This window comes from Agaribacterium sp. ZY112 (assembly GCF_041346925.1).
Lineage (GTDB): Bacteria > Pseudomonadota > Gammaproteobacteria > Pseudomonadales > Cellvibrionaceae > Agaribacterium.
Genome location: NZ_CP166840.1, coordinates 469,987 through 488,749, shown reverse-complemented (window position 1 = coordinate 488,749; position 18,763 = coordinate 469,987). Strand labels below are relative to the sequence as shown.

16 protein-coding genes are annotated in these 18,763 nt (G+C 44.8%); 9 read left to right on the top strand and 7 right to left on the bottom strand.

Annotation, left to right across the window (positions count from 1 at the left end; all coding sequences use genetic code 11):
* Positions 1 to 265: 265 nt before the first annotated feature.
* From ilvA to AB1S55_RS02165, 3 genes are all read left to right on the top strand, one after another.
* On the top strand, positions 266 to 1,777 hold the full coding sequence (gene ilvA / locus AB1S55_RS02175; RefSeq protein ID WP_370980146.1) for a threonine ammonia-lyase, biosynthetic: 1,512 nt from the start codon (positions 266 to 268) through the stop codon (positions 1,775 to 1,777).
* Between the two features lie 214 nt (positions 1,778 to 1,991).
* Positions 1,992 to 2,765 carry a hypothetical protein gene (locus tag AB1S55_RS02170; RefSeq protein WP_370980145.1) on the top strand — a complete coding sequence of 258 codons (774 nt, stop codon included), beginning with the start codon at positions 1,992 to 1,994 and terminating at the stop codon, positions 2,763 to 2,765.
* The gene (locus AB1S55_RS02165) at positions 2,759 to 3,703 is read left to right on the top strand and encodes an MvdC/MvdD family ATP grasp protein (RefSeq protein WP_370980144.1); all 945 of its coding nucleotides are present in this window, start codon (positions 2,759 to 2,761) and stop codon (positions 3,701 to 3,703) included. Before AB1S55_RS02170 ends, AB1S55_RS02165 begins: the two co-directional genes overlap by 7 nt.
* Before the next feature lie 53 nt (positions 3,704 to 3,756).
* On the opposite strand, the gene AB1S55_RS02160 is transcribed toward AB1S55_RS02165, so the two are convergent.
* Positions 3,757 to 4,839 (bottom strand): SMP-30/gluconolactonase/LRE family protein, encoded by a 1,083-nt coding sequence (locus AB1S55_RS02160; RefSeq protein ID WP_370980143.1) that lies wholly within the window; start codon positions 4,837 to 4,839, stop codon positions 3,757 to 3,759.
* A 201-nt stretch (positions 4,840 to 5,040) separates the two neighbouring features.
* On the opposite strand from AB1S55_RS02160, the gene nagA reads away from it, so the two are divergent.
* The 3 genes from nagA (at position 5,041) to AB1S55_RS02145 (ending at position 7,999) form a co-directional block, all read left to right on the top strand.
* Entirely contained in the window at positions 5,041 to 6,204 is a 1,164-nt protein-coding gene (gene nagA, locus AB1S55_RS02155) for an N-acetylglucosamine-6-phosphate deacetylase (protein WP_370980142.1), read from the top strand.
* Positions 6,197 to 7,081, top strand: a complete 885-nt coding sequence (locus tag AB1S55_RS02150) for a BadF/BadG/BcrA/BcrD ATPase family protein (RefSeq protein ID WP_370980141.1) — start codon at positions 6,197 to 6,199, stop codon at positions 7,079 to 7,081. Before nagA ends, AB1S55_RS02150 begins: the two co-directional genes overlap by 8 nt.
* Positions 7,082 to 7,147: 66 nt before the next feature.
* A complete protein-coding gene (locus AB1S55_RS02145) occupies positions 7,148 to 7,999 on the top strand; it encodes a phospholipase A (protein WP_370980140.1) in 852 nt (283 codons plus the stop codon).
* A 15-nt stretch (positions 8,000 to 8,014) separates the two neighbouring features.
* Here the strand turns inward: AB1S55_RS02145 and AB1S55_RS02140 are convergent, their stop codons facing one another.
* Both AB1S55_RS02140 and AB1S55_RS02135 read right to left on the bottom strand, forming a co-directional pair.
* Positions 8,015 to 9,292 (bottom strand): BamA/TamA family outer membrane protein, encoded by a 1,278-nt coding sequence (locus AB1S55_RS02140; RefSeq protein ID WP_370980139.1) that lies wholly within the window; start codon positions 9,290 to 9,292, stop codon positions 8,015 to 8,017.
* Positions 9,292 to 10,308 (bottom strand): AraC family transcriptional regulator ligand-binding domain-containing protein, encoded by a 1,017-nt coding sequence (locus AB1S55_RS02135; protein WP_370980138.1) that lies wholly within the window; start codon positions 10,306 to 10,308, stop codon positions 9,292 to 9,294. Before AB1S55_RS02135 ends, AB1S55_RS02140 begins: the two co-directional genes overlap by 1 nt.
* 132 nt (positions 10,309 to 10,440) lie before the next feature.
* On the opposite strand from AB1S55_RS02135, the gene lpxC reads away from it, so the two are divergent.
* Positions 10,441 to 11,382 (top strand): UDP-3-O-acyl-N-acetylglucosamine deacetylase, encoded by a 942-nt coding sequence (gene lpxC, locus AB1S55_RS02130; RefSeq protein ID WP_370980136.1) that lies wholly within the window; start codon positions 10,441 to 10,443, stop codon positions 11,380 to 11,382.
* A gap of 40 nt (positions 11,383 to 11,422) precedes the next feature.
* Here the strand turns inward: lpxC and AB1S55_RS02125 are convergent, their stop codons facing one another.
* Positions 11,423 to 12,076, bottom strand: coding sequence for an outer membrane beta-barrel protein (locus AB1S55_RS02125; protein ID WP_370980135.1), 654 nt, complete (start codon positions 12,074 to 12,076; stop codon positions 11,423 to 11,425).
* 150 nt (positions 12,077 to 12,226) lie between these two features.
* On the opposite strand from AB1S55_RS02125, the gene nhaD reads away from it, so the two are divergent.
* Entirely contained in the window at positions 12,227 to 13,642 is a 1,416-nt protein-coding gene (gene nhaD, locus AB1S55_RS02120; protein ID WP_370980134.1) for a sodium:proton antiporter NhaD, read from the top strand.
* Positions 13,643 to 13,665: 23 nt separating this feature from the next.
* On the opposite strand, the gene AB1S55_RS02115 is transcribed toward nhaD, so the two are convergent.
* The 3 genes from AB1S55_RS02115 to AB1S55_RS02105 form a co-directional block, all read right to left on the bottom strand.
* Entirely contained in the window at positions 13,666 to 14,901 is a 1,236-nt protein-coding gene (locus AB1S55_RS02115; RefSeq protein ID WP_370980133.1) for a GAF domain-containing protein, read from the bottom strand.
* A gap of 124 nt (positions 14,902 to 15,025) precedes the next feature.
* A complete protein-coding gene (locus AB1S55_RS02110; RefSeq protein ID WP_370980132.1) occupies positions 15,026 to 15,796 on the bottom strand; it encodes a hypothetical protein in 771 nt (256 codons plus the stop codon).
* Positions 15,797 to 15,877: 81 nt separating this feature from the next.
* The gene (locus AB1S55_RS02105) at positions 15,878 to 17,572 is read right to left on the bottom strand and encodes a GGDEF domain-containing protein (RefSeq protein WP_370980131.1); all 1,695 of its coding nucleotides are present in this window, start codon (positions 17,570 to 17,572) and stop codon (positions 15,878 to 15,880) included.
* 177 nt (positions 17,573 to 17,749) lie between these two features.
* On the opposite strand from AB1S55_RS02105, the gene mvaD reads away from it, so the two are divergent.
* Entirely contained in the window at positions 17,750 to 18,763 is a 1,014-nt protein-coding gene (gene mvaD / locus AB1S55_RS02100; protein ID WP_370980130.1) for a diphosphomevalonate decarboxylase, read from the top strand.

The window sequence follows — 18,763 nt, the reverse complement described above, 5'->3', positions numbered from 1 at the left end:
GAAAGGAATATACTTAAGGTCTTGTTTTAACGTTTTAGGCGCCATGCTTTGGCATGATGTTATTGTTTTTGAGCTAGTGCTAAGGGCTGTATTTACCTTGAGGCTAAATACGCTGTCCTTAAATTCAGGGGAGGTTTGTTTTGGTCTGTCTCAAGTATCTCTATAAGTGTGCTTGTTCTGGCTAGCCGTGCATGACTCGCGCCGAGCTATGCTTTAGTATTCGTGGCTTTTAACGTAAACACCAAACGGAATACAAAAGAGCGCCATGCCAGCAACTTATATCAAACGCATCCTCGATGCGCGTATCTACGACCTCGCCATAGAAACACCTTTGGATGAAGTCCCACTGATTAGCGCGCGCTGCGATAACAAGGTATTGCTCAAGCGCGAAGATTTACAGCCTGTATTCAGTTTTAAAATTCGCGGTGCCTATAACAAATTACGCTTGCTTAGTGATGACAAAAAAGCCAAGGGTGTTGTCGCTGCTTCGGCAGGGAATCACGCTCAAGGTTTGGCGCTTGCTTCGCAGCACTTGGGGGTGGCGGCAACCATCGTTATGCCACGTACGACACCACAAATTAAAGTGGATGCGGTACGTCGCCGTGGTGCCAAGGCGGTATTAGTTGGTGACACCTATGATGAAGCGGCTGCTCACGCCAATAAGTTGGTGGAAGAAAAAGGCCTAACCTATGTGCATCCATTTGATGACGGTGATGTGATTGCTGGGCAAGGTACTGTTGGCATGGAGATATTGCGCCAATACAGCGGTGATATCGATGCGGTTTTTGTTCCTGTTGGCGGCGGTGGTTTGGCTGCCGGTGTTGCCGCTTATATTAAACACGTTCGCCCAGAGACCAAGGTGATTGCGGTTGAGGCCGAAGACAGCGCTTGTTTAAAGCTGGCTTGGGATAAAAAGCGCCGAGCCACCTTGAGCCATGTTGGCCTATTTGCCGAAGGTGTGGCTGTCGCCCAGATCGGTAAAGAAACGTATCGAGTACTCAAAGAAAGCGTCGATGAGGTGATTACTGCAAGTACCGATGAAATGTGTGCGGCAATCAAAGATATTTTTGAAGATACTCGCTCTATTGCGGAGCCTGCAGGTGCATTGTCTCTTGCTGGTTTGAAAAAATATGTGGCTGCTAATAACTGGCAGGGTAAAACGGTGGTTGCCATCGACAGTGGTGCCAATACCAATTTCGATAGACTTCGCTATATCAGTGAGCGCACAGAAATTGGGGAAAAGCGCGAAGCGATTTTTGCCGTGACCATTCCTGAAAAACCGGGTGCTTATAAAAAATTCTGCCAGTTGCTGGGGCGCCGTGCGATTACCGAGTTCAATTATCGTTATAGAGATAATGAGCAAGCACATATTTTTGTCGGTTTAGCGGTTAGCCCGGATAAGAACGATAGAGAAGAGATACTGGCTAAGCTGCAAGGTGCAGGTTATGAGGTTGTCGATATGACCGACAACGAAATGGCCAAGTTGCACACGCGTTATATGGTTGGAGGTAAAGCGCCTGAGGCCAATGATGAATGTGTGTACCGTTTTGAATTTCCTGAACGCCCAGGTGCTCTACTTAACTTTTTAACTAAGCTAGCAGGCCGCTGGAATATAAGTATGTTCCACTATCGCAACCACGGCTCTGCGTTTGGGCGGGTATTGGTTGGCATGCAAGTGCCTAAAGCCGAGCGCAAAGATTTAGAGCAGTTATTAGATGATCTTAATTACAGCTACTGGGATGAAAGTAAGAACCCCGCTTACACTTTCTTCCTATAACTCGCTTCAGGGTTTCTAGTTCCCTGCTTGCTATTAATGCTCTATTTTGAGGCGGTTTTGTTACTAACGAAGCCGCTTTAGCCCTCATATATAATCTAAATATGTGACTCAGTTTCCTTGTTACAAGTCCTGAGGTAAGTAATATAAATAAACGGTAAAAAACGGGAGTTATATTGTTTATTGACGTTCTTACACTATATAAGGATATGTAGAGATGGAAGCATGTAAACCTAGTAGTAAAACTGAAGAAAAACTGAATACATTGGCATCGTTATTTGATGACGATTTAACAAAGACTGAAACTGAGCGTGTGTATCCAAATAATACTCGCGCCTCTATGCAGGATAAGCGAGTATTACAAGTACTGGCCGAAGTGTTTGAGTCAGGTATGGAAGTTTCAAATGTGTTTGAACTTCTTTACAACCCTCATACCAAGTTACATCACACGGTTTTTGCGACCTATAAAGAAGGTCAGGAGCCGATGACAAGTGGCGTTTTAGTTATTACTGATTTTAACCAGCAAGTTGTTGGTGTGGTTGACCCGTTTGAAATTCCGAAGCCCGGTAGCGATATCACCATCCCCCTTGAAAAATTAGCCAACAATAATCCTTTTGTTTTATTGCAGCCCTCAGCTGCGGAACAGGTTTTAAGCATTGGCCGTACAGGTGTTGGTGGTGATTTACCAGGGCCTAAAGAGTTACCTCCAATTGAATGGGAGTATCCTGGGCGTATTCCTGGTGTCGACTTACCCGATTTGGATTTTGGTGGTTTTTCACCTGGTGGCCTTAATAAGGATAATAGTACTAGCTGTTCTTATAGCACTGCTTATCAAACAGCGGTTCAGGGAACCTGTACTAAAATGACCGGTTTATTATTGCCTACCTGTGATTCATATGGGGTTTATTATGTGGCTGATGCAAGAGCTGATGAAGAGCAAGATGATAGTGGTCACGGTTCTTTCCGTGGAGGTTTGAACTTTCCATGGTGACTAAGAACAAGGTTTTAATTCTGGCGCCGCAAGACGATGCTCACGCTCAGGATATCGCAGCGTATATTGAGTCAAAAGAATTAGCCGAGGTGCAAATTTGGGATAGTTCGGGTTTTCCTGCTAAGCAGCAACTTTCATTTTATAGCGACAGTCGAGGTGTTGTTCTTGATGGCGTCGGTGAGCGTAGTATAGAGCTGTCTCAATATGCATCATGCTGGTGGCGTAGGCCTATGGCAGCGGAGATACCCGATGACATTGATGACCCGCGAGTGCGCAACTACTGCTTAATTGAAAGTGATCGTTTAATTCGTGGAGCTTTATTGGCCTCGGGTTGCCGTTTAATTAACGATCCTTTGCAGCAGTCTATGGCGGACCATAAGCCCTATCAACTTAAGCATGCAAAAGCCTTAGGTCTTAACATTCCTGATACTCTAATGTGCAATGATCCGAATGCTGTTCGAGATTTTGTTGCTAAGTATAAGGGGCGTGTTGTCTTTAAGGCTTTTCACTCTCCATCTTGGCGCATTGTAGAAACTCGAGAGTGGAGTGAGGAACTCAATGAGGACTTGCAAACGCTGAAGTACGCTCCTGTGATCTTTCAAGAGTTAATTGATTTGGGGCGTGATGTAAGGGTTACTGTTATTGGTGATCAAGTCTTTGCTGCGGAAGTATCTAGTCGCTCAGAAGTGGCGTATCTCGATTGGCGTCTCGATACGTCTGTTCAGTGGCTAAGCATCTCTTTGCCTATAGAGTTACAAACTATGATTTTCAGTTTGATGAAGGTCTTGGGCTTGGATTATGGCGCTTTGGATTTTAGGCAAAATTCAAAAGGAGAGTGGGTCTTTCTTGAAATTAACCCATCGGGTCAGTTTTTGTTTATGGAAGATCGTGATACTTATAACTTGAGGCATGCTTTTACTCAGTTATTACTGAGTTAGGGTTGGCTGTGCTGCTAAAGCCACCTTTTGTATAGGTGGCTTATCATGTCTATTTAAAGATGAGCGCCTTTTTTGATATTAAAGCTCATAAGATAGTCGTCGGCACTTAGGTAAACAACGCTTTCATCAGCATTAAGCTCGGCGTTGGATACCAACGAGTCAATAAATACTCGCGCTAATACTGTGCCGTCTGGGGCAAATAACCATAAACCATGGGGGCCTGTAGCAAAGATGGCGCCGCTGCTGTGCACACTCATGCCATCTGGCAAACCTGGGTGCTCTTTATCGCTTGTGTCTACTTCTTCTTTGGCGTCATAAAAAATCTTGGCTTTACCTAAACTGCCATCGCTCTTTACATCAAAGTGGTACCAAGCGGCATGGGTTTTATCTGAGACCGCAACATACAGCGTTTTTTCATCAGTTGATAAGCCAATGCCATTTGGAAAGCTCAGTTCATCGCTGACAAGGCTTAACTCTTTATCGGCATTGATACGATAGACACCACTAAAGTCGAGCTCTGAATAACGCTTGTCTTTATCGTTTAAACCGTGAGTTGGGTCGGTAAAATACAGATTGAAGTTGTTATCAAATACCGCATCATTGGGGCTGTTTAAGCGTTTACCTTGATAGTGAGAGGCGAGGCTAAGGAACTCACTTTTGGGTTGCTCCAAGCTCGCTTGCATAAGTGCGACTTGGCGTTGCCCTGTTTGCATTAATATTAATTCATCGTTCTGATTTAATAACAAACCATTGGAGCCGTAACCTTCAAGATGGGTTGAACTGCTCCAACCGGAGTTATCTAGATAGGTACTGAGTGTTTTTGACTCAGGCTCATATTTCATAATTTTATTGCGTGGAATGTCTGAGAACAAAAGGTATTGACCGCTCTCTACCCACAGAGGGCCTTCAGTCCACTCGAAACCTTCTGCAAGTACATGGGCTTGTTGGTCTTGCTCAAAGAAGTTCAGAGCCCTGTCATCGTAGATTTCAAGACGACCCGTTTGATAATTGCTAATGCGAGGCATCTCCTTGCTATCAGCGCTTGTGCTGTCAGTTGGAGTCTGGGTTTGAGTTTGGCAGGCTGTTAAAGCAGCAGAAGCCATAAAACAAATAAGTAGAGAGCGAAAGCGTCGCATTAAACAACCTTGTTAGCACGGATTAAGGCTGACCATGCTAGGTGCCTCGTATGAAATTATCAATGCACTTTTTGTTTAATTAGGGATTATCACGTGTATTGTGAGCAATTCGTGACAACTTGCTAAGAAAAATAGGTGGATGTGCGATGGAGTCGCTACAATTGGCCCTTTGTTGTTAGAGCTTCATTTTAGGAGAATGGCGTGCGCCAAGCTTTGATCAATGCCCGCGTGCATCATCAACATGCATGGTTGACTGATGTGGTTGTGCTACTTAACGGAGAGAAAATCGAGTCCATTGTTTCTGTTAATGAGTTCTCGGCCGAGATGTCATCTATCGATTTAAATGGTGGTTATTTAGTCCCCGGCTTTTTTGATACCCAAGTAAATGGCGGTGCTGGTGTCTTGCTTAATGACCAGCCCAGCGTGGCGGGGATGGCTGCCATCGCACGAGCGCATTTGACCTTTGGTACAACAGCCATGCTGCCGACCCTAATAAGCGATGAGCTGGCTGTCGTAGAACAATGTTTGAACTGCCTAAATGAGGCGCTGGATTCTGTTCCAAGTGTGCAAGGTTTGCATCTTGAGGGGCCATTTTTAAATGCCCAGCGCAAAGGTGTGCATAATGACGATGTGTTTTGCTCTCTTAATGAAGAAAATATAAAGCTGTTTCAAGAAAAACGGCGAGGGCGTCTTTTATTAACCTTAGCGCCTGAGCAAAATAGCAGCTCCTATATTAAACAGTTGGTGGATCAGGGCTTGGTGATTGCAGCAGGCCATACCGCCGCCAACTTTGAACAAACACAAGCGGCCTTAAAAGCGGGTTTAAGTAGTTTTACCCATTTATATAATGCAATGACACCTCTAAATAGTCGTGAGCCGGGTGTGGTGGGTGCTGCCTTAAATGATAAAGAAAGCTGGGTATCTATTATTGTGGATGGTTATCATGTTCATGATGCTTCACTTAAGCTTGCGCTAGCTGCTAAACCTCGCGGCAAGGTTGTTTTGGTTACTGATGCTATGCCGAGTGTGGGAGCCAAAGAAAAATCTTTTTATTTAAACGGCGAGTTGATACAAGCCAGAGAAGGCCGCTGTGCCACGGCAGACAATGTGCTTGCAGGTTCAGACTTGGATATGCTCAGTGCACTAAGGAACTGTGTAGAACGCTTAGATATCGAACTGTTTGAAGCTGTGAACATGGCCAGCTTATACCCTGCTCAAATGATGTCTCTAGATCATAAGCTTGGCTCTATTGCCAAGGGGCGTGATGCCTCTTTATTGCATTTAGATAAAGACTTGAACCTACAAGAGTTGTGGCAAAAAGGTAGGTATTACGCATTGGATAAAGATGGCTTGCTCAATGACTAATCAACAAGGAATTTATTTTGTTGGTGTTGATGCTGGAGGCACGGGTTGCCGGGCACTTATTCAAAATCAACAAGCAGAAATAATCGCCAGTGGCCAAGGTGGGCCTGCCAATGCTTGGCAGGATTTCGACTTGGCGCTTGAATCTATACAGGCGGCTATTCTACAAGCTTGTGAGCAAGCTACTATCAGGAATATGAGCAGCTTAGTTGTTGGTATGGGCGTAGCTGGAGCGAATATCAGCTCGGTGAAACACGCCTTAAAGGCTTGGGCTCACCCCTGGTTACAAGTGCATGTTAGCAGTGATTTAGATATTGCTTGTCTTGCTGAGCACGGTGAGCAAGATGGCGGCATTATTGTATTAGGTACGGGTTCTTGTGCTTATGCTCGTGTGTCTAGCCAAGTTTATAGTTGGGGCGGGCATGGTTTTCCTATTGGTGATAAAGCAAGTGGAGCATGGTTAGGCTTAAAAGCGCTGGAAATGAGTTTATTAAGTGTGGATGGGCTCGCCCAAGAGACTTTATTGTTGGCGTTTTTATTCGACTTTTTTAATTGCAGTGATGAGTTGGGCCTAATTCAAGCTTTACAGGGGGCGACTCAACGAGATTTTGCAGCTTTAGCACCACTTGTTTTTAAGGCTGCAAAACAAGACGATCAAGTTGCTTTAAGTCTGATTGCAGAAGCCGTCACTTATATAGAAAATATGGTAACTAGCATGAGCTGTGTTGATGTAGGTCGTATTGTTATCAGTGGTGGTTTAGCGGATGCTTATCGGCCTTATTTCAGTCAAGGTTTATCTGCTGTGTTATTGCCAGCAGAACAGGCTGCTGAATATGGAGCGCTACTGCTTGCTCAACAAGGCTTTGAGTCGATTTCATAGATTTCTGAGTAATGCGATTAAAGCAAAATTGTATTAACAATAATTGATGATTAAATAGGGTGTTTTGTGGCGTTATATAGCTGTAGCTTGCAGGTGATAAATAGCTTACGTGTACTATTAGTGCTGGGTGTGTTTTCTTCATTAGGTGCTACTGCACTTGATGCCCCTGCCTGGGATGCATCTAAGTCTATAAGTGCTCAAGAGCAGCGCTCAGCTAAAGTGAAAGATGCGGTTGTAGGTAGCAATAAAGATCAAGATTTCTCTTTATATAAGCTGAATTACGCCATCTTAAATGACGAAGATTTACTGCTGCAATACAGCTTTAAATATCGAATACTTGCCGAGTGGTATTTGGCTTATACCAATTTGGTCTTGTGGGATATTTATCATGAGCATTTACCGGCGGAAGATAATAATTTTATGCCGGAATCCTTTTACCGCTTTATGTTGGATGAGGGGCCTTTGGTTTCAGTTGATGCAGGTTGGTTTCACCGCTCTAATGGTGAGCAAGGCGAGGTGAGCCGATCCTGGGATAGGTGGCAGCTACGCTTGAATTCTATGTTTGAACCTGCGGGTAAGCAGTTGGTTTGGACAACCACTTTGTTTAGCGATATACAAAAAAGTAAGAACAATAAAGATATCAATGAATATCTTGGCCCCTGGGAAATGAACTTTGCTTATCGTGATGTGATTGATTGGAAAAACAATGAGCTTGACCTGTCTTTTAAGTTGGTGCCAGGAGATGGATGGCTTAATTTTGAACATGGTCAGCGAGTCATCGGTTTACACTATCGACAACCTTTTAAAGCCTTTAAACCAACCATATTCGTTCAGTATTTTTGGGGTTATGGTGAGGTGATTCGCTATTACAATCAGAAAAAAGAGAGTGTACGTATTGGTTTAAGTTTTCATTATTAGTGAGGCTTAATTAAGTTACCAAGGGTAGGCTGCGCTTAAGTACCATGCCCAGCTGTGGTCGCTGGTTGCAATATCCATACGTCCTATGGAACCAAGTAAGTTGGCCCTAAGGCCGACACCAGCAGACCACTGCATATCTTTGTTTAATTCTTTAAAGTCGTAAGCGTCATTCACGCGACCAAGCTCGGCAAACGTTGCTACCTGTAAATCAAAGTCAGGAATAAAATCGGGCAGGGGGATTAAGTTAATAGGGTTCGTCATTAAGGTGTAGCGATGCTCTAAGCCGTAATAAATGGCTGAACGGCTGATATAGCGGCGAAAGGGGTAGGCTCTTAAGCGGTCGACGCCACCTAAGCTTGGTAGCTCAAATTCTGGTGGGCGCTCATCATTTCCCCATGTAGGTACATCGGCAGTATAAAAATTAAAAGCAAGAACGCGGTTTTTCGCCCAGTTGCTAGATCCTAAGCTCCAATATTTTGTCATGTCGAGCTCTACTTTTGACCACGTGCTGGTGCTATCTAAGATACCTGCGTCACGGCTAAAAGTAAGAATATGATTAGAGCCTTTACTGGGTTCATCGCGCCAATCTCTATTGTCGTATTGCGCAAATATTCTTGCGCCGGTGGTATGGCCATCGTAACCAATGTCGTATTTATCGCTAAATAATTGTCGTTGGGCAAAGAGTTCGCTACCAATAAAAAAGCGCCCTGAGAGTTGAGGGTTAAACAGACGGCCGCCACTGGCGGTTGCCTCGACTAGGCGGCCTTTAGAGACTTTATAGTCGTGGATGCCTCCTTCTTCCCCGTCCCCCCAAGGAAGCACATAATAAAATTTAAAATTTAAATAAGTATCTTCACCGGTTGATTCAATAAAATTATCATCACTGCTGTCGTTACTGCCTGCAACTTCATCACTAAAGTTAGGGTTGCCTTGACGGAATGTTTTAACATCGTGGCGCCAGCCCCAGTGATAGCTACTGTCGACAAATAAGCGATCTAATAGCTGGGTTTGGTAGCTGTATAGCCATAGGCCACGTGACCCACTTTGGCTGGTGTAGGCGGAAACAAAAAAGCTTTCTTGTTCTTGTCGAAAACCTTTGAAATAAGCCCCTGCGCCTATAGCAACATCGAGATATTCTGAATAATAAATACCGGGCGCTGCTAACCAGCTCTTATGATTTTGCTCTTCTTCTATGTCTTCATCTAAATTGGTGACTAAGGTATCGGCGAAACTAAGGGGGTTAAACAAAGCTATGCTGCCGAATAGGCAAATACTTACAACAAGGTTCTTCATTAGGCGCTTTGTTTGCACTCTTTTTGATATTTGCTTGGGGCCTGCCCATACCAGCGTTTAAAGGCCCGGGTAAAGCTAGCTTGTTCTGAAAAGCCGAGCAGGTATGTTATTTCGGTCAAGCTCAAGTGACTGTTCTCGATGTAGTGTCGGCTCATACTCTTGCGTAACTCATTTAATACCGATGAGAAGGTTAGCTGTTCGGCCTCAAGCTTACGTTGTAAGGTGCGAGAGCTCATATGTAGTTTCTCTGCAATATGGTGCTCACTGACTTCCCCTGAAGGCAGGGCTTCAAGCAAGGCATGTTGCAGGGCCGGTAGCACCTGCGTTTTGTCTAAAGTACTGAGGTATTTTAAGGCCACGTTTTCATTCATCATGGCCAGCTCTTCATTACCAGAAGCGAGGCTTTTATGCATGTCGAAGTGGCTGATCAACCAATTACTCTGTTCGGCATTGCAATGCACAGTGGTGGCAAAACGGTTTTCTAGTTCGCTTGTTGCCTCGGAGCGTTTTAAGCGGGTATTGACCTCGATTGGAGTAAACTCATCACCTAATAACATCCTGCACATCTTTAAGCAGGCCATCATGGATGCCTCTCCTGCTAAATAATGTACATCGCAGCGTTGACTCGCATCTATCCAGCCAAAGCTAAAACGATAATCACCACTGTCTTTATAAACTTGAATCTCTAAGGCGTCGTTTAATAAACGGCTATAACGGCTAAAGCGTTGAAATGCGTCGTAGAGATGGCTCGAGGCTAGCCATGCAAAACCTAGGGCGTGAAACGTGGTTGGGCTCCAGCGCTCTCCAACTTTGATGCCAAACAGTGGATCCTCTGTTAACTCTAGTGAGCGCTGCCAGAGTTTGGTCATCTTCTCCATTTTATAGCGCGCCATATTTTCACTAAGCCGAGATGGGTCTAACTCTAACTCTTCAAAAATAGGTTTAGGGTTGATTCCACGTTCCTTCAGTTCCTGCCACACAAGCAGGGCCCACGATGAGATTGTGCTGGGCTGCATAGTCCTTGCTCCACCTTGATCAAGAAGGCCATTGTCGCTAATCAGGCGTATGGGTCAAGCTGCTGTCGTATTTGAACAAGTAAAAACTGTCTACAAAGGTAGTCTGAGTGTAATAAAAAAGTGGAGAGACACATGCACCAGAGCTATTTCGATACCGGATTAAGTTTTTATCAACACACCCTAGCAGACTCCTTTCATTGTCTAGGGCGCGGGCTACACACTGGCTTAAAGGTGGCGATGACAGTGCAGCCTGGAGATGAAAACAGTGGTTATATTTTCCGGCGTCGAGATGTTCTACATGGTAACCCTGAAATTGCTGCACGTTGGTACAATGTTGGTGAGACAAATTTGTCGACCACCATTATGAATAAAATGGGTGTTAGGGTAAGTACGATTGAGCATCTACTGGCAGCTTTGCGTGGCTGTGGGATCGACAATGCTTATATCACTCTAGATGGCCCTGAAGTACCGATACTGGATGGCAGTGCTTTGCCTTTTGTTCGCCAGATACGTCAGGTTGGTCTTGTTAAACAGAGCGCTCAGCGCCGAGCTCTGCTTGTGCAAAAACCTGTTTTTGTCGCAGATGGAAAGTCTAGTGTGAGTTTAATCCCTTCAGCTTTACCGCGAGTGAGGGTGGATATTGATTTTGAGCATGCTGCGATAGGCTGTCAAAGTAAACAAGTGACTGTTGCGGGGCGTTTATTTGAACACAAGCTGGCAGGAGCAAGGGCCTTTGGTTTTGAGGAGGATGTAGCGGCTTTACGTAAGCTTGGTTTTGCGCGCGGTGGCTCTCTAAGCAATGCGGTGGTAGTCGGTAAGGACAAAGTGCTCAATGAAGAGGGTTTGCGTTATAAAGATGAATTTGTACGCCACAAGTGTCTAGATGCCGTTGGCGATATGGCCTTAGCTGGGCCTCATATTATTGCCAGTTACCATGGTCGTCGATCTGGGCATCGTTTAAACAATTTGGTTTTGCGCTCTCTGATGGGCGAGGCAGGGGCTGCCGAGAATTTAAGTATGAAAGAGGCGATGCAGTGGTGGCAGGCGCAAAAAGGGGAGAGTATAAGGGTTTAAGCGAACTTAAACCCTTAAGCCGTAGCTCTTTAATTGGGCTTTAGTAACTCCAACCAAATTCAACACGGCTATAACGGAAGTTGGTGGTGCCATTAATGTTGTCCATGTTGATAAAACGCTCGCCATATAGAATACGAGTGAAATAACGATCCCCAATATCAAAGCGCAAACCGCCAGCTAAGCCTGTGCTCCAAGTATCTTCGGTATAGGTCGACTGCACACACACGGGGCCAAGAATCGGGTCCCACCAACAATCACCTGGGCCTGCTGGAATGTTTGAGTCATAAAAATTCCAGCCTACACTCGCACTTAAAAACGGTGTCCAAGGGCGGTTTTTAATAAGATACCAATCGACGCCAAGGTCCATGTGGATACTGTCTAAGCGACTTCGATAAGGCTGTTCTATTTTAAGTGGGCCATCAGAGACCTGAATACCACTGTAATCTCGGTGGTTCCATTGCAGGTCAAAGCGTGTGCTGATGCTATCGCTCCAGCTATAACCCATGCCTAAACCAAAGCCATGATTGCCTTCAATTTCAGCGCTACTGCCATTCTTAGTATTAAGGTCTTTGCTGTAGTCCCAAGGTATATAAAGACTAAAGTCCATAATGTTCATTTGGCGATTGTTGGCTTGAGCGCCAAAGCTCAACACCAGTGCGCTAAGTACTATTAAAAAACGGGTGTTTAAAGGCATGAGTGTTTTTCCTAAACAAGGGATGAGGCGATAAACGCGGCAAAGTATAAGGCATGATGTGGGCCCTACTCTAGTGCTATGTCTACACTTAGTAGAGATCGTTTGTCTTGCAAACGACTTTTGCTTGAATCACGCAAGGACGTGGTGCTTATGATCGTTTTTCGTTTCTTTCTCTTTTGCATAGGGCTTGTATTTTGTTTTAGCTCTAGCCTTGCATTGGCAGAAAGTTCTGAGTTGCAAAGTCATTCACTCAGCTCTTCGTGGGTGGGTTATAGCGCTTTGCTCATTTTTGCCGTGGCTTATATCTGTGTCGTGTTTGAGGAGCAACTGCACTTAAGGAAGTCGAAACCCGTCTTACTGGCGGCAGGCCTAATCTGGCTATTAATTGCCGTGGCGAGTCGTGGTACAGGAAGCGAGGCACAAGTGCATGCTGCGCTTAGACATAACTTTCTTGAATACGCAGAGCTGTTCTTTTTTCTCTTGGTAGCTATGACTTACATTAATGCCATGCTCGAACGACGAGTATTCGACTGGTTGCGTGATTATTTAATTCAGCTTGGTATGAGTTATAGAGCCCTGTTTTGGGTGACGGGCTTTATGGCGTTTTTGATTTCGCCACTGGCTGATAATTTAACCACCGCTTTAATTATGTGTGCGGTAGTGATGGCGGTAGGTCGCGAGCAGCCAGACTTTATCGGTTTGGCCTGTATTAATATCGTTGTTGCTGCCAATGCAGGAGGGGCCTTTAGCCCTTTCGGGGACATTACCACTCTTATGGTTTGGCAAGAGGGCATTATCGACTTTTTCACCTTTTTAAAACTGGTCTTGCCATCGATGATTAATTTTATTGTGCCGGCTGTGTTAATGCATCGTGTAATACCCACAGGTTACCCCGCAAAACAGCAAGAGCACTTAAGCCAAATTAAAAATGGTGGTGTTGTGATTGTGTGTTTGTTTCTTGCAACGATTGTAACAGCGGTAAGTTTTCACTCTGTGCTTCATCTTCCCCCCGTCTTTGGCATGATGACGGGTTTGGCTTATTTGAAGTTCTATGGGTTTTATTTACGTGAGAGTAGTGGCGGTAGACATAGTATTGATCATAGTGACGAACCTGCGGAATATCGTGTTAAAGACGATTTTGACGTGTTTGATAAAATTGCCAAAGCCGAGTGGGATACATTGTTTTTCTTTTATGGTGTGATTGTCGCTGTAGGTGGTCTGGGCTTTATTGGTTATTTAAGTCTAGGTTCGGAGTTGATGTACGGTGAGCTTGGCCCTACAGCGGCGAATATTCTGGTTGGGGTATTGTCGGCTATTGTGGACAATATTCCGGTTATGTACGCAGTGTTAAGCATGGAGCCTGATATGAACGAATTTCAATGGCTTTTAGTGACTTTAACAGCCGGTGTTGGCGGTTCTTTACTTAGCATTGGCTCGGCTGCCGGAGTTGCACTTATGGGGCAGGCGAGAGGGGCTTATAGCTTCTTTAGCCATCTGCGCTGGACACCGGCAATAGCGCTTGGTTATGCCGCGAGCATCATCAGTCATTTTCTTATAAATGACTGATGATGCTGTTGTGATGAAACTTGTCAGTTGTTATTAAGAAAAAAGCTGCAGTGATAATGATCGTCTTCCTGTTTGACTAAGAGTTCACTGCGGTGTGCTTTTAGTATGTCTTGAACTATATCTAAACCAAAACCAACTGAGTATAAATGATCTATTTCTGTTGTAGCTTTGCTTGGATCAATGCTGTTTGTTACTTTAATTTCGCATCCGCAATCGAGACTTTTTACTTTTAATATTATTGGGGCTGTTCCGTATTTTAGTGCGTTGATTAGTAAATTCTCGAGCACTTGTTGCAGGCGTTTCTTGTCTGCATACATACTAGCGGCAGCATCACAGTGAAGTACCACTTCTTTTTTACAATCTTCTTGAATCTGTTCGAGTGAGGCTATGCTTTGCTGGCATAACTCTTTTGCGTTAAATGTCTGTATGTTTAATGAGAGCTTACCGGTACTGATGGCTGCGTTCTCGAGAATACTGTGTGTTAACTCTATTGCGTGCTCTGACGCAGTACTTATTTTGTGGATGATTTTTTGTAATTTAGATAGGTTCGGTTCGTTTTTTTCGCTTTCTTTTTTTGCGATGGCGCTAAAGCTGGTAATCGCACTCAGTGGTGTTCGCAGATCGTGGCTAACATAGCCTACAAAGGTTTTAATGCGCTGATTGAGGGTCAGTAGCCTATCTTCTTTATCTCTTAGTAGTAAGTAATTACCAATAGAGTTGGCAAGTAGCTGAATCATCGAGCATTCATATTCACTAAAAGCATATGCACGAGAGTGAGTTGAGGTGAAATTTAAGGTTCCAAACAGTGTGTCGCGTACATAAATGGGCGCGCTTAAATAGGCTTCTAGTTTTAAGTTCTTATATACCGGGTGCTGAGCCATAAAGGATAATTTCCCGACCTGAGGTATACCAAGTACCTTCTGTTGTTGGTAGACATATTTGCAGTAGGTGTCTTCTAAGGGAAATATCTGCCCCGCTTCTAGCACTTCAAGGGGGCTGATGACATCTAAGACATGGTAGCTGCCGTCACTTTTGATCTGGCTGACAATGCCTGTCTCTAAGGAAAAAATCTCTGTACCAGAAAGTAGATATTGATGAATTAGCTCATCAAAGCTGTCATAGCTACTGGCAGTTAGAAGGTGAATGCGAGTTAGATTGCTAAGCATCGCGCGCAATTGATCCGCCTCACTTAGTTCTTGGTCGAGGCTTAAGTATCTTTCGCTATCTATAAAATCTGGAAAATCTAGATCGTGCTCCATAACTAAGGCAGTTGTCCTAAAAGTGAGAACTGCTTTTAGTATAGGGAAGGTGTAAGAGCTTGCTCGTTAAGAGTGGATAAATGGTATGGCGGAGCCAGATCGGCGGCTCCGCTGGGTATCTTGCTTAGATGTTTTGAATGGCATTTGTTGTTTCTATGCCAAACATTTGTTTATACATAAGGCCAGTTAACATTACGGCTAAAGGTAAGGTCCAGATAAGGCCGATCAGTACAGGCAGGGATGAGATAAATATAACAATGAGAAGCAGTAATACAGTGAAAAACACAGTGAACCATTTGTGAGTCACGGTTTTTCTTGATGTTTCCAGCGCCTCCCAGATTCCCATGTTTTTTTCTACCATTAATGCTGGCGCATAAATATAAGCGATGCCTAGATAGAGGCCAGGAATGACTAGTAAAAGGAAGCCAATAAAGACCAAAATATACATCGTCACCATTAATAAAAAGAGCTTTATTGTGTGCGGGAAGTACTCAAAGATGGACGTAGGTTGAGCTTCTTGCCCAGAAACAAGTTTAATACCAAGGAGGGTGAGGCCCACATTAATGGGCGTGCTTACCATCAAGACAATAAGCTGGATGACAAAAGCTATGCCGGTACTTGGCTCAAGCTGCAATGAGGCATCGGGCGACCCACTTTGGCTTGCTGGTGAGATTAATTCGAGTACAAACTCGGCTACAAAGTTGATTGCCCCGATTGAAACTATGAGCAAGATGACGGCAATAACACAAGTGAGTTTGCGCCCTTGAATAAGGGCCCAGCTATCTTGAAATAAGCTGCCGATACTTAGTTCATAATCACCCGAAAGACCTTTCTCAACGCTGCCATTTGGGCTTGTACTTTCTATGTTTGTTGTTCCGGTATTTTCTTCACTCATGCGTAATCCTTTTTATGTTTATCTGCAAGGACTACGATAGTACTGGACTTGAGCTGGTGATCAAAGCTTATGTATGAACAATTAGCTGTTACTGCGCTTTGCTTGTTTTTTTTCTTCATCCACTTCAACAAGGCAGTAGGAGTGCTCTCCTTCTTCATTGTTTATGGCCACTTCAAAGCGATTGCGACCTTTTGTCTTGGCCTCGTATAAGGCGAGATCGGCACTTTTGTTTAAACCTTCAGCGCTGAGTGCGTGAACCGGATAAACACTAATACCTATGCTAATGGTGACCGTACCAAGCGCGGTGCTGTGCAGTTGAAAATGGTTGCGCGAAACCATACGGCAGAGTTTGTCTGCACAGGCAATGGCATCGTTAATATTGGCTTTAGGCAACAATACTGCTAGCTCTTCGCCGCCTAAGCGGCAGAGAGTGTCTTCACTGCGAACGGCTTCCTTCAATAACAAGGAGATTGCTTTTAATACGTAATCGCCAGCGTCGTGACCAAAGGTGTCGTTAAAGCTCTTAAAGTTGTCTATATCTATCATTAGCAAGGCGCAGGGTTCATGGTAGCGCTGACTGCGGCTGAGTTCTTTGTCGATAGCTTCTTCAAAGTGGCGTCGGTTGTGCAGCCCTGTAAGAGGGTCTCGAGTTGCTTGTTGGCGTAATTTTTCTTGCATATTTAGGTTGGCAAGAGCGAGGCCCAGGTGCTCGGCAATTGTAAAAATCATGTCATTACTTAGGGATTCGGCTCGTCCTGTCAGTATTAAGTGCATTAAACCAATGGCATTGCCGTGTGCAACTAGAGGGATGCAAAGTGTGTTCTCTTCACTTTCTCCCATGTGCTCACAAATTTGAGAGCTTAGCTCATCGTGACTAAAGTGGGGTTTGCCTTTGCGTAAGGCCCAGCACTCTTGTGGGTTAAATACTTTTTCACCAGGCCAGTTACCACTCCAATCGATTTTCTTTTCAACTAAATTACGTGATGAGTTAACAAGAGAAATTGAGCAATTTAATGAGCCTATAATACGCGGCACAATATCTTCTACTACGGTTTGAACTTCTTTTAGGTTTTGGCAAGCGGCCAACATATTGGTAAGGCGATGCAGTAGTAGGATGTCACGCGTTCTTTCTTCCACTCGGCTTTCTAGGGTGCTTTGCTCTTTGCTCATAAGCGCGTTGATATAACGGCTAAACATGCTTACAAGTATGCCCATAAGTAGCATACCAACCAGTGCCAACATGACGAGTAACCAGCGTAACTCGTATACTGCTTTGTTGTATTCATCTATGGCCAAACCTATACGAATAACTCCGTTAAACTGTCCGATAGTAAAGCGTTTGGCTAGATAGAAAATCTCTTTGGCGCTGACAGGGTTAAAGCGAATTAGACGAGCCTCTCCACGCTGTAGCGCTTGCTGAAATTCAGGTGCTTGTTTTAGGTTGTCCGCAAGGCCGAGGCCGTTTTCATCTAAATAAGAGTCGCCAATCAGTTGGGCGTCTAAGTTGGCAATGCTGATATGGTACTTGGGGGTGGCAAGACCGATGCTATCAACCGCAACCCCTATTTCGTAATTGTCGCTACCTATACGTTTGATTGTATTCAGGGTAATGGCTAAGACTTGTTGCATGTCTTGCTCTGTGCGCTCTAGGTACCATGAACGCAGTACTTGCTCCAAACTGACCGCGGCGGTGAGGGTGGCAACTAAGACGCAAATAAATGGAAAGAGGAAGACGCTACGGCGGCGGTTAGCTAGTTTCCTTTTTGATACATCCATAAACAGCGTCCTACTTGCTTCCTTGCTTTAATACTGGCTTTGGGGATTTACCGAACCGCAGTGGTTTAAGGTCTGACTTTAAGCTTCGTCATCAGAGTGTAGGTCTATATCTTTAGCTTTGCGCTTTGGCACGACTTCTTTGGTAGAATTGTGTGCTTCAGTTAGCGAGGAATTAATTTGAGCCAGCCACAACCTAAGGTCGCCCGTGCCGTTGCCCACCCTAATATCGCCTTAATAAAATATTGGGGTAAGGCTTCCGATGCACACTTAAATGAACCTGCCGTTTCCTCCTTGTCCTTGACGCTGAGTGAGCTTCAATCCGAAACAACAACGCATTTTGATCCTGCTTTACAGGAAGATGAACTCTACCTTAACGGCCAACTTGATACTGGCAAGCTGGCTCGTATCAGTGCCAACCTTGATAAGTTGCGCGCTATTGCGGGGGTAGAAACACGCTGTCGTATTGAGAGCACAAATAACTTCCCCACAGCTGCAGGCCTAGCGTCGTCCGCTTCTGGTTTTGCGGCCTTAGTTGCCGCAGGTAATGCCGCTTTAGAGCTTAATTTAAATGAGCAGCAGCAGAGCATGTTAGCGCGAGCGATGAGCGGCTCTGCGGCGCGCTCAATTTATGGTGGCTTTGCCAAGATTTATTTACCGGATGCTCAAGAGACGTATGCGCATTATGGTGCTGCGTTTGCGGCTCCGGTTGCGGATGAACACCACTGGCCGCTCGAAGTGTGTGTGGCGATCGTCAGCGAACAAGAAAAGAAAATTGGTTCAACTGAAGGCATGGAGCGCTCTCGTCTAACTAGCCCCTATTATCAGAGCTGGTTAGATGGTAATGATGCTGATGTGGCTTTGGCTGAACAGTTAGTATTAGCAAAAGACTTTGAGCAATTGGCAGAATTAAGTGAGTTTAGTTGTTTGAAAATGCACGCTATGGCCATGGCCTCTCGCCCTGGTTTACTTTATTGGAATGGCGCTACCGTTGATGCTATCCACTGTGTACGTGAGTTGAGGGCAGCTGGCACGGCGGTGTTTTTTACTAATGATGCAGGGCCACAATTAAAGGCTATTTGTGCGCCGGGTGAAGGTGCCAAAGTAGCTGCGGCATTGGCCGAGGTTTCGGGGGTTAAGCGGGTGCTTCGCTGTGGTTTGGGGCGTGGTGTGCAGGTAGAGAAGCTTGCCTAG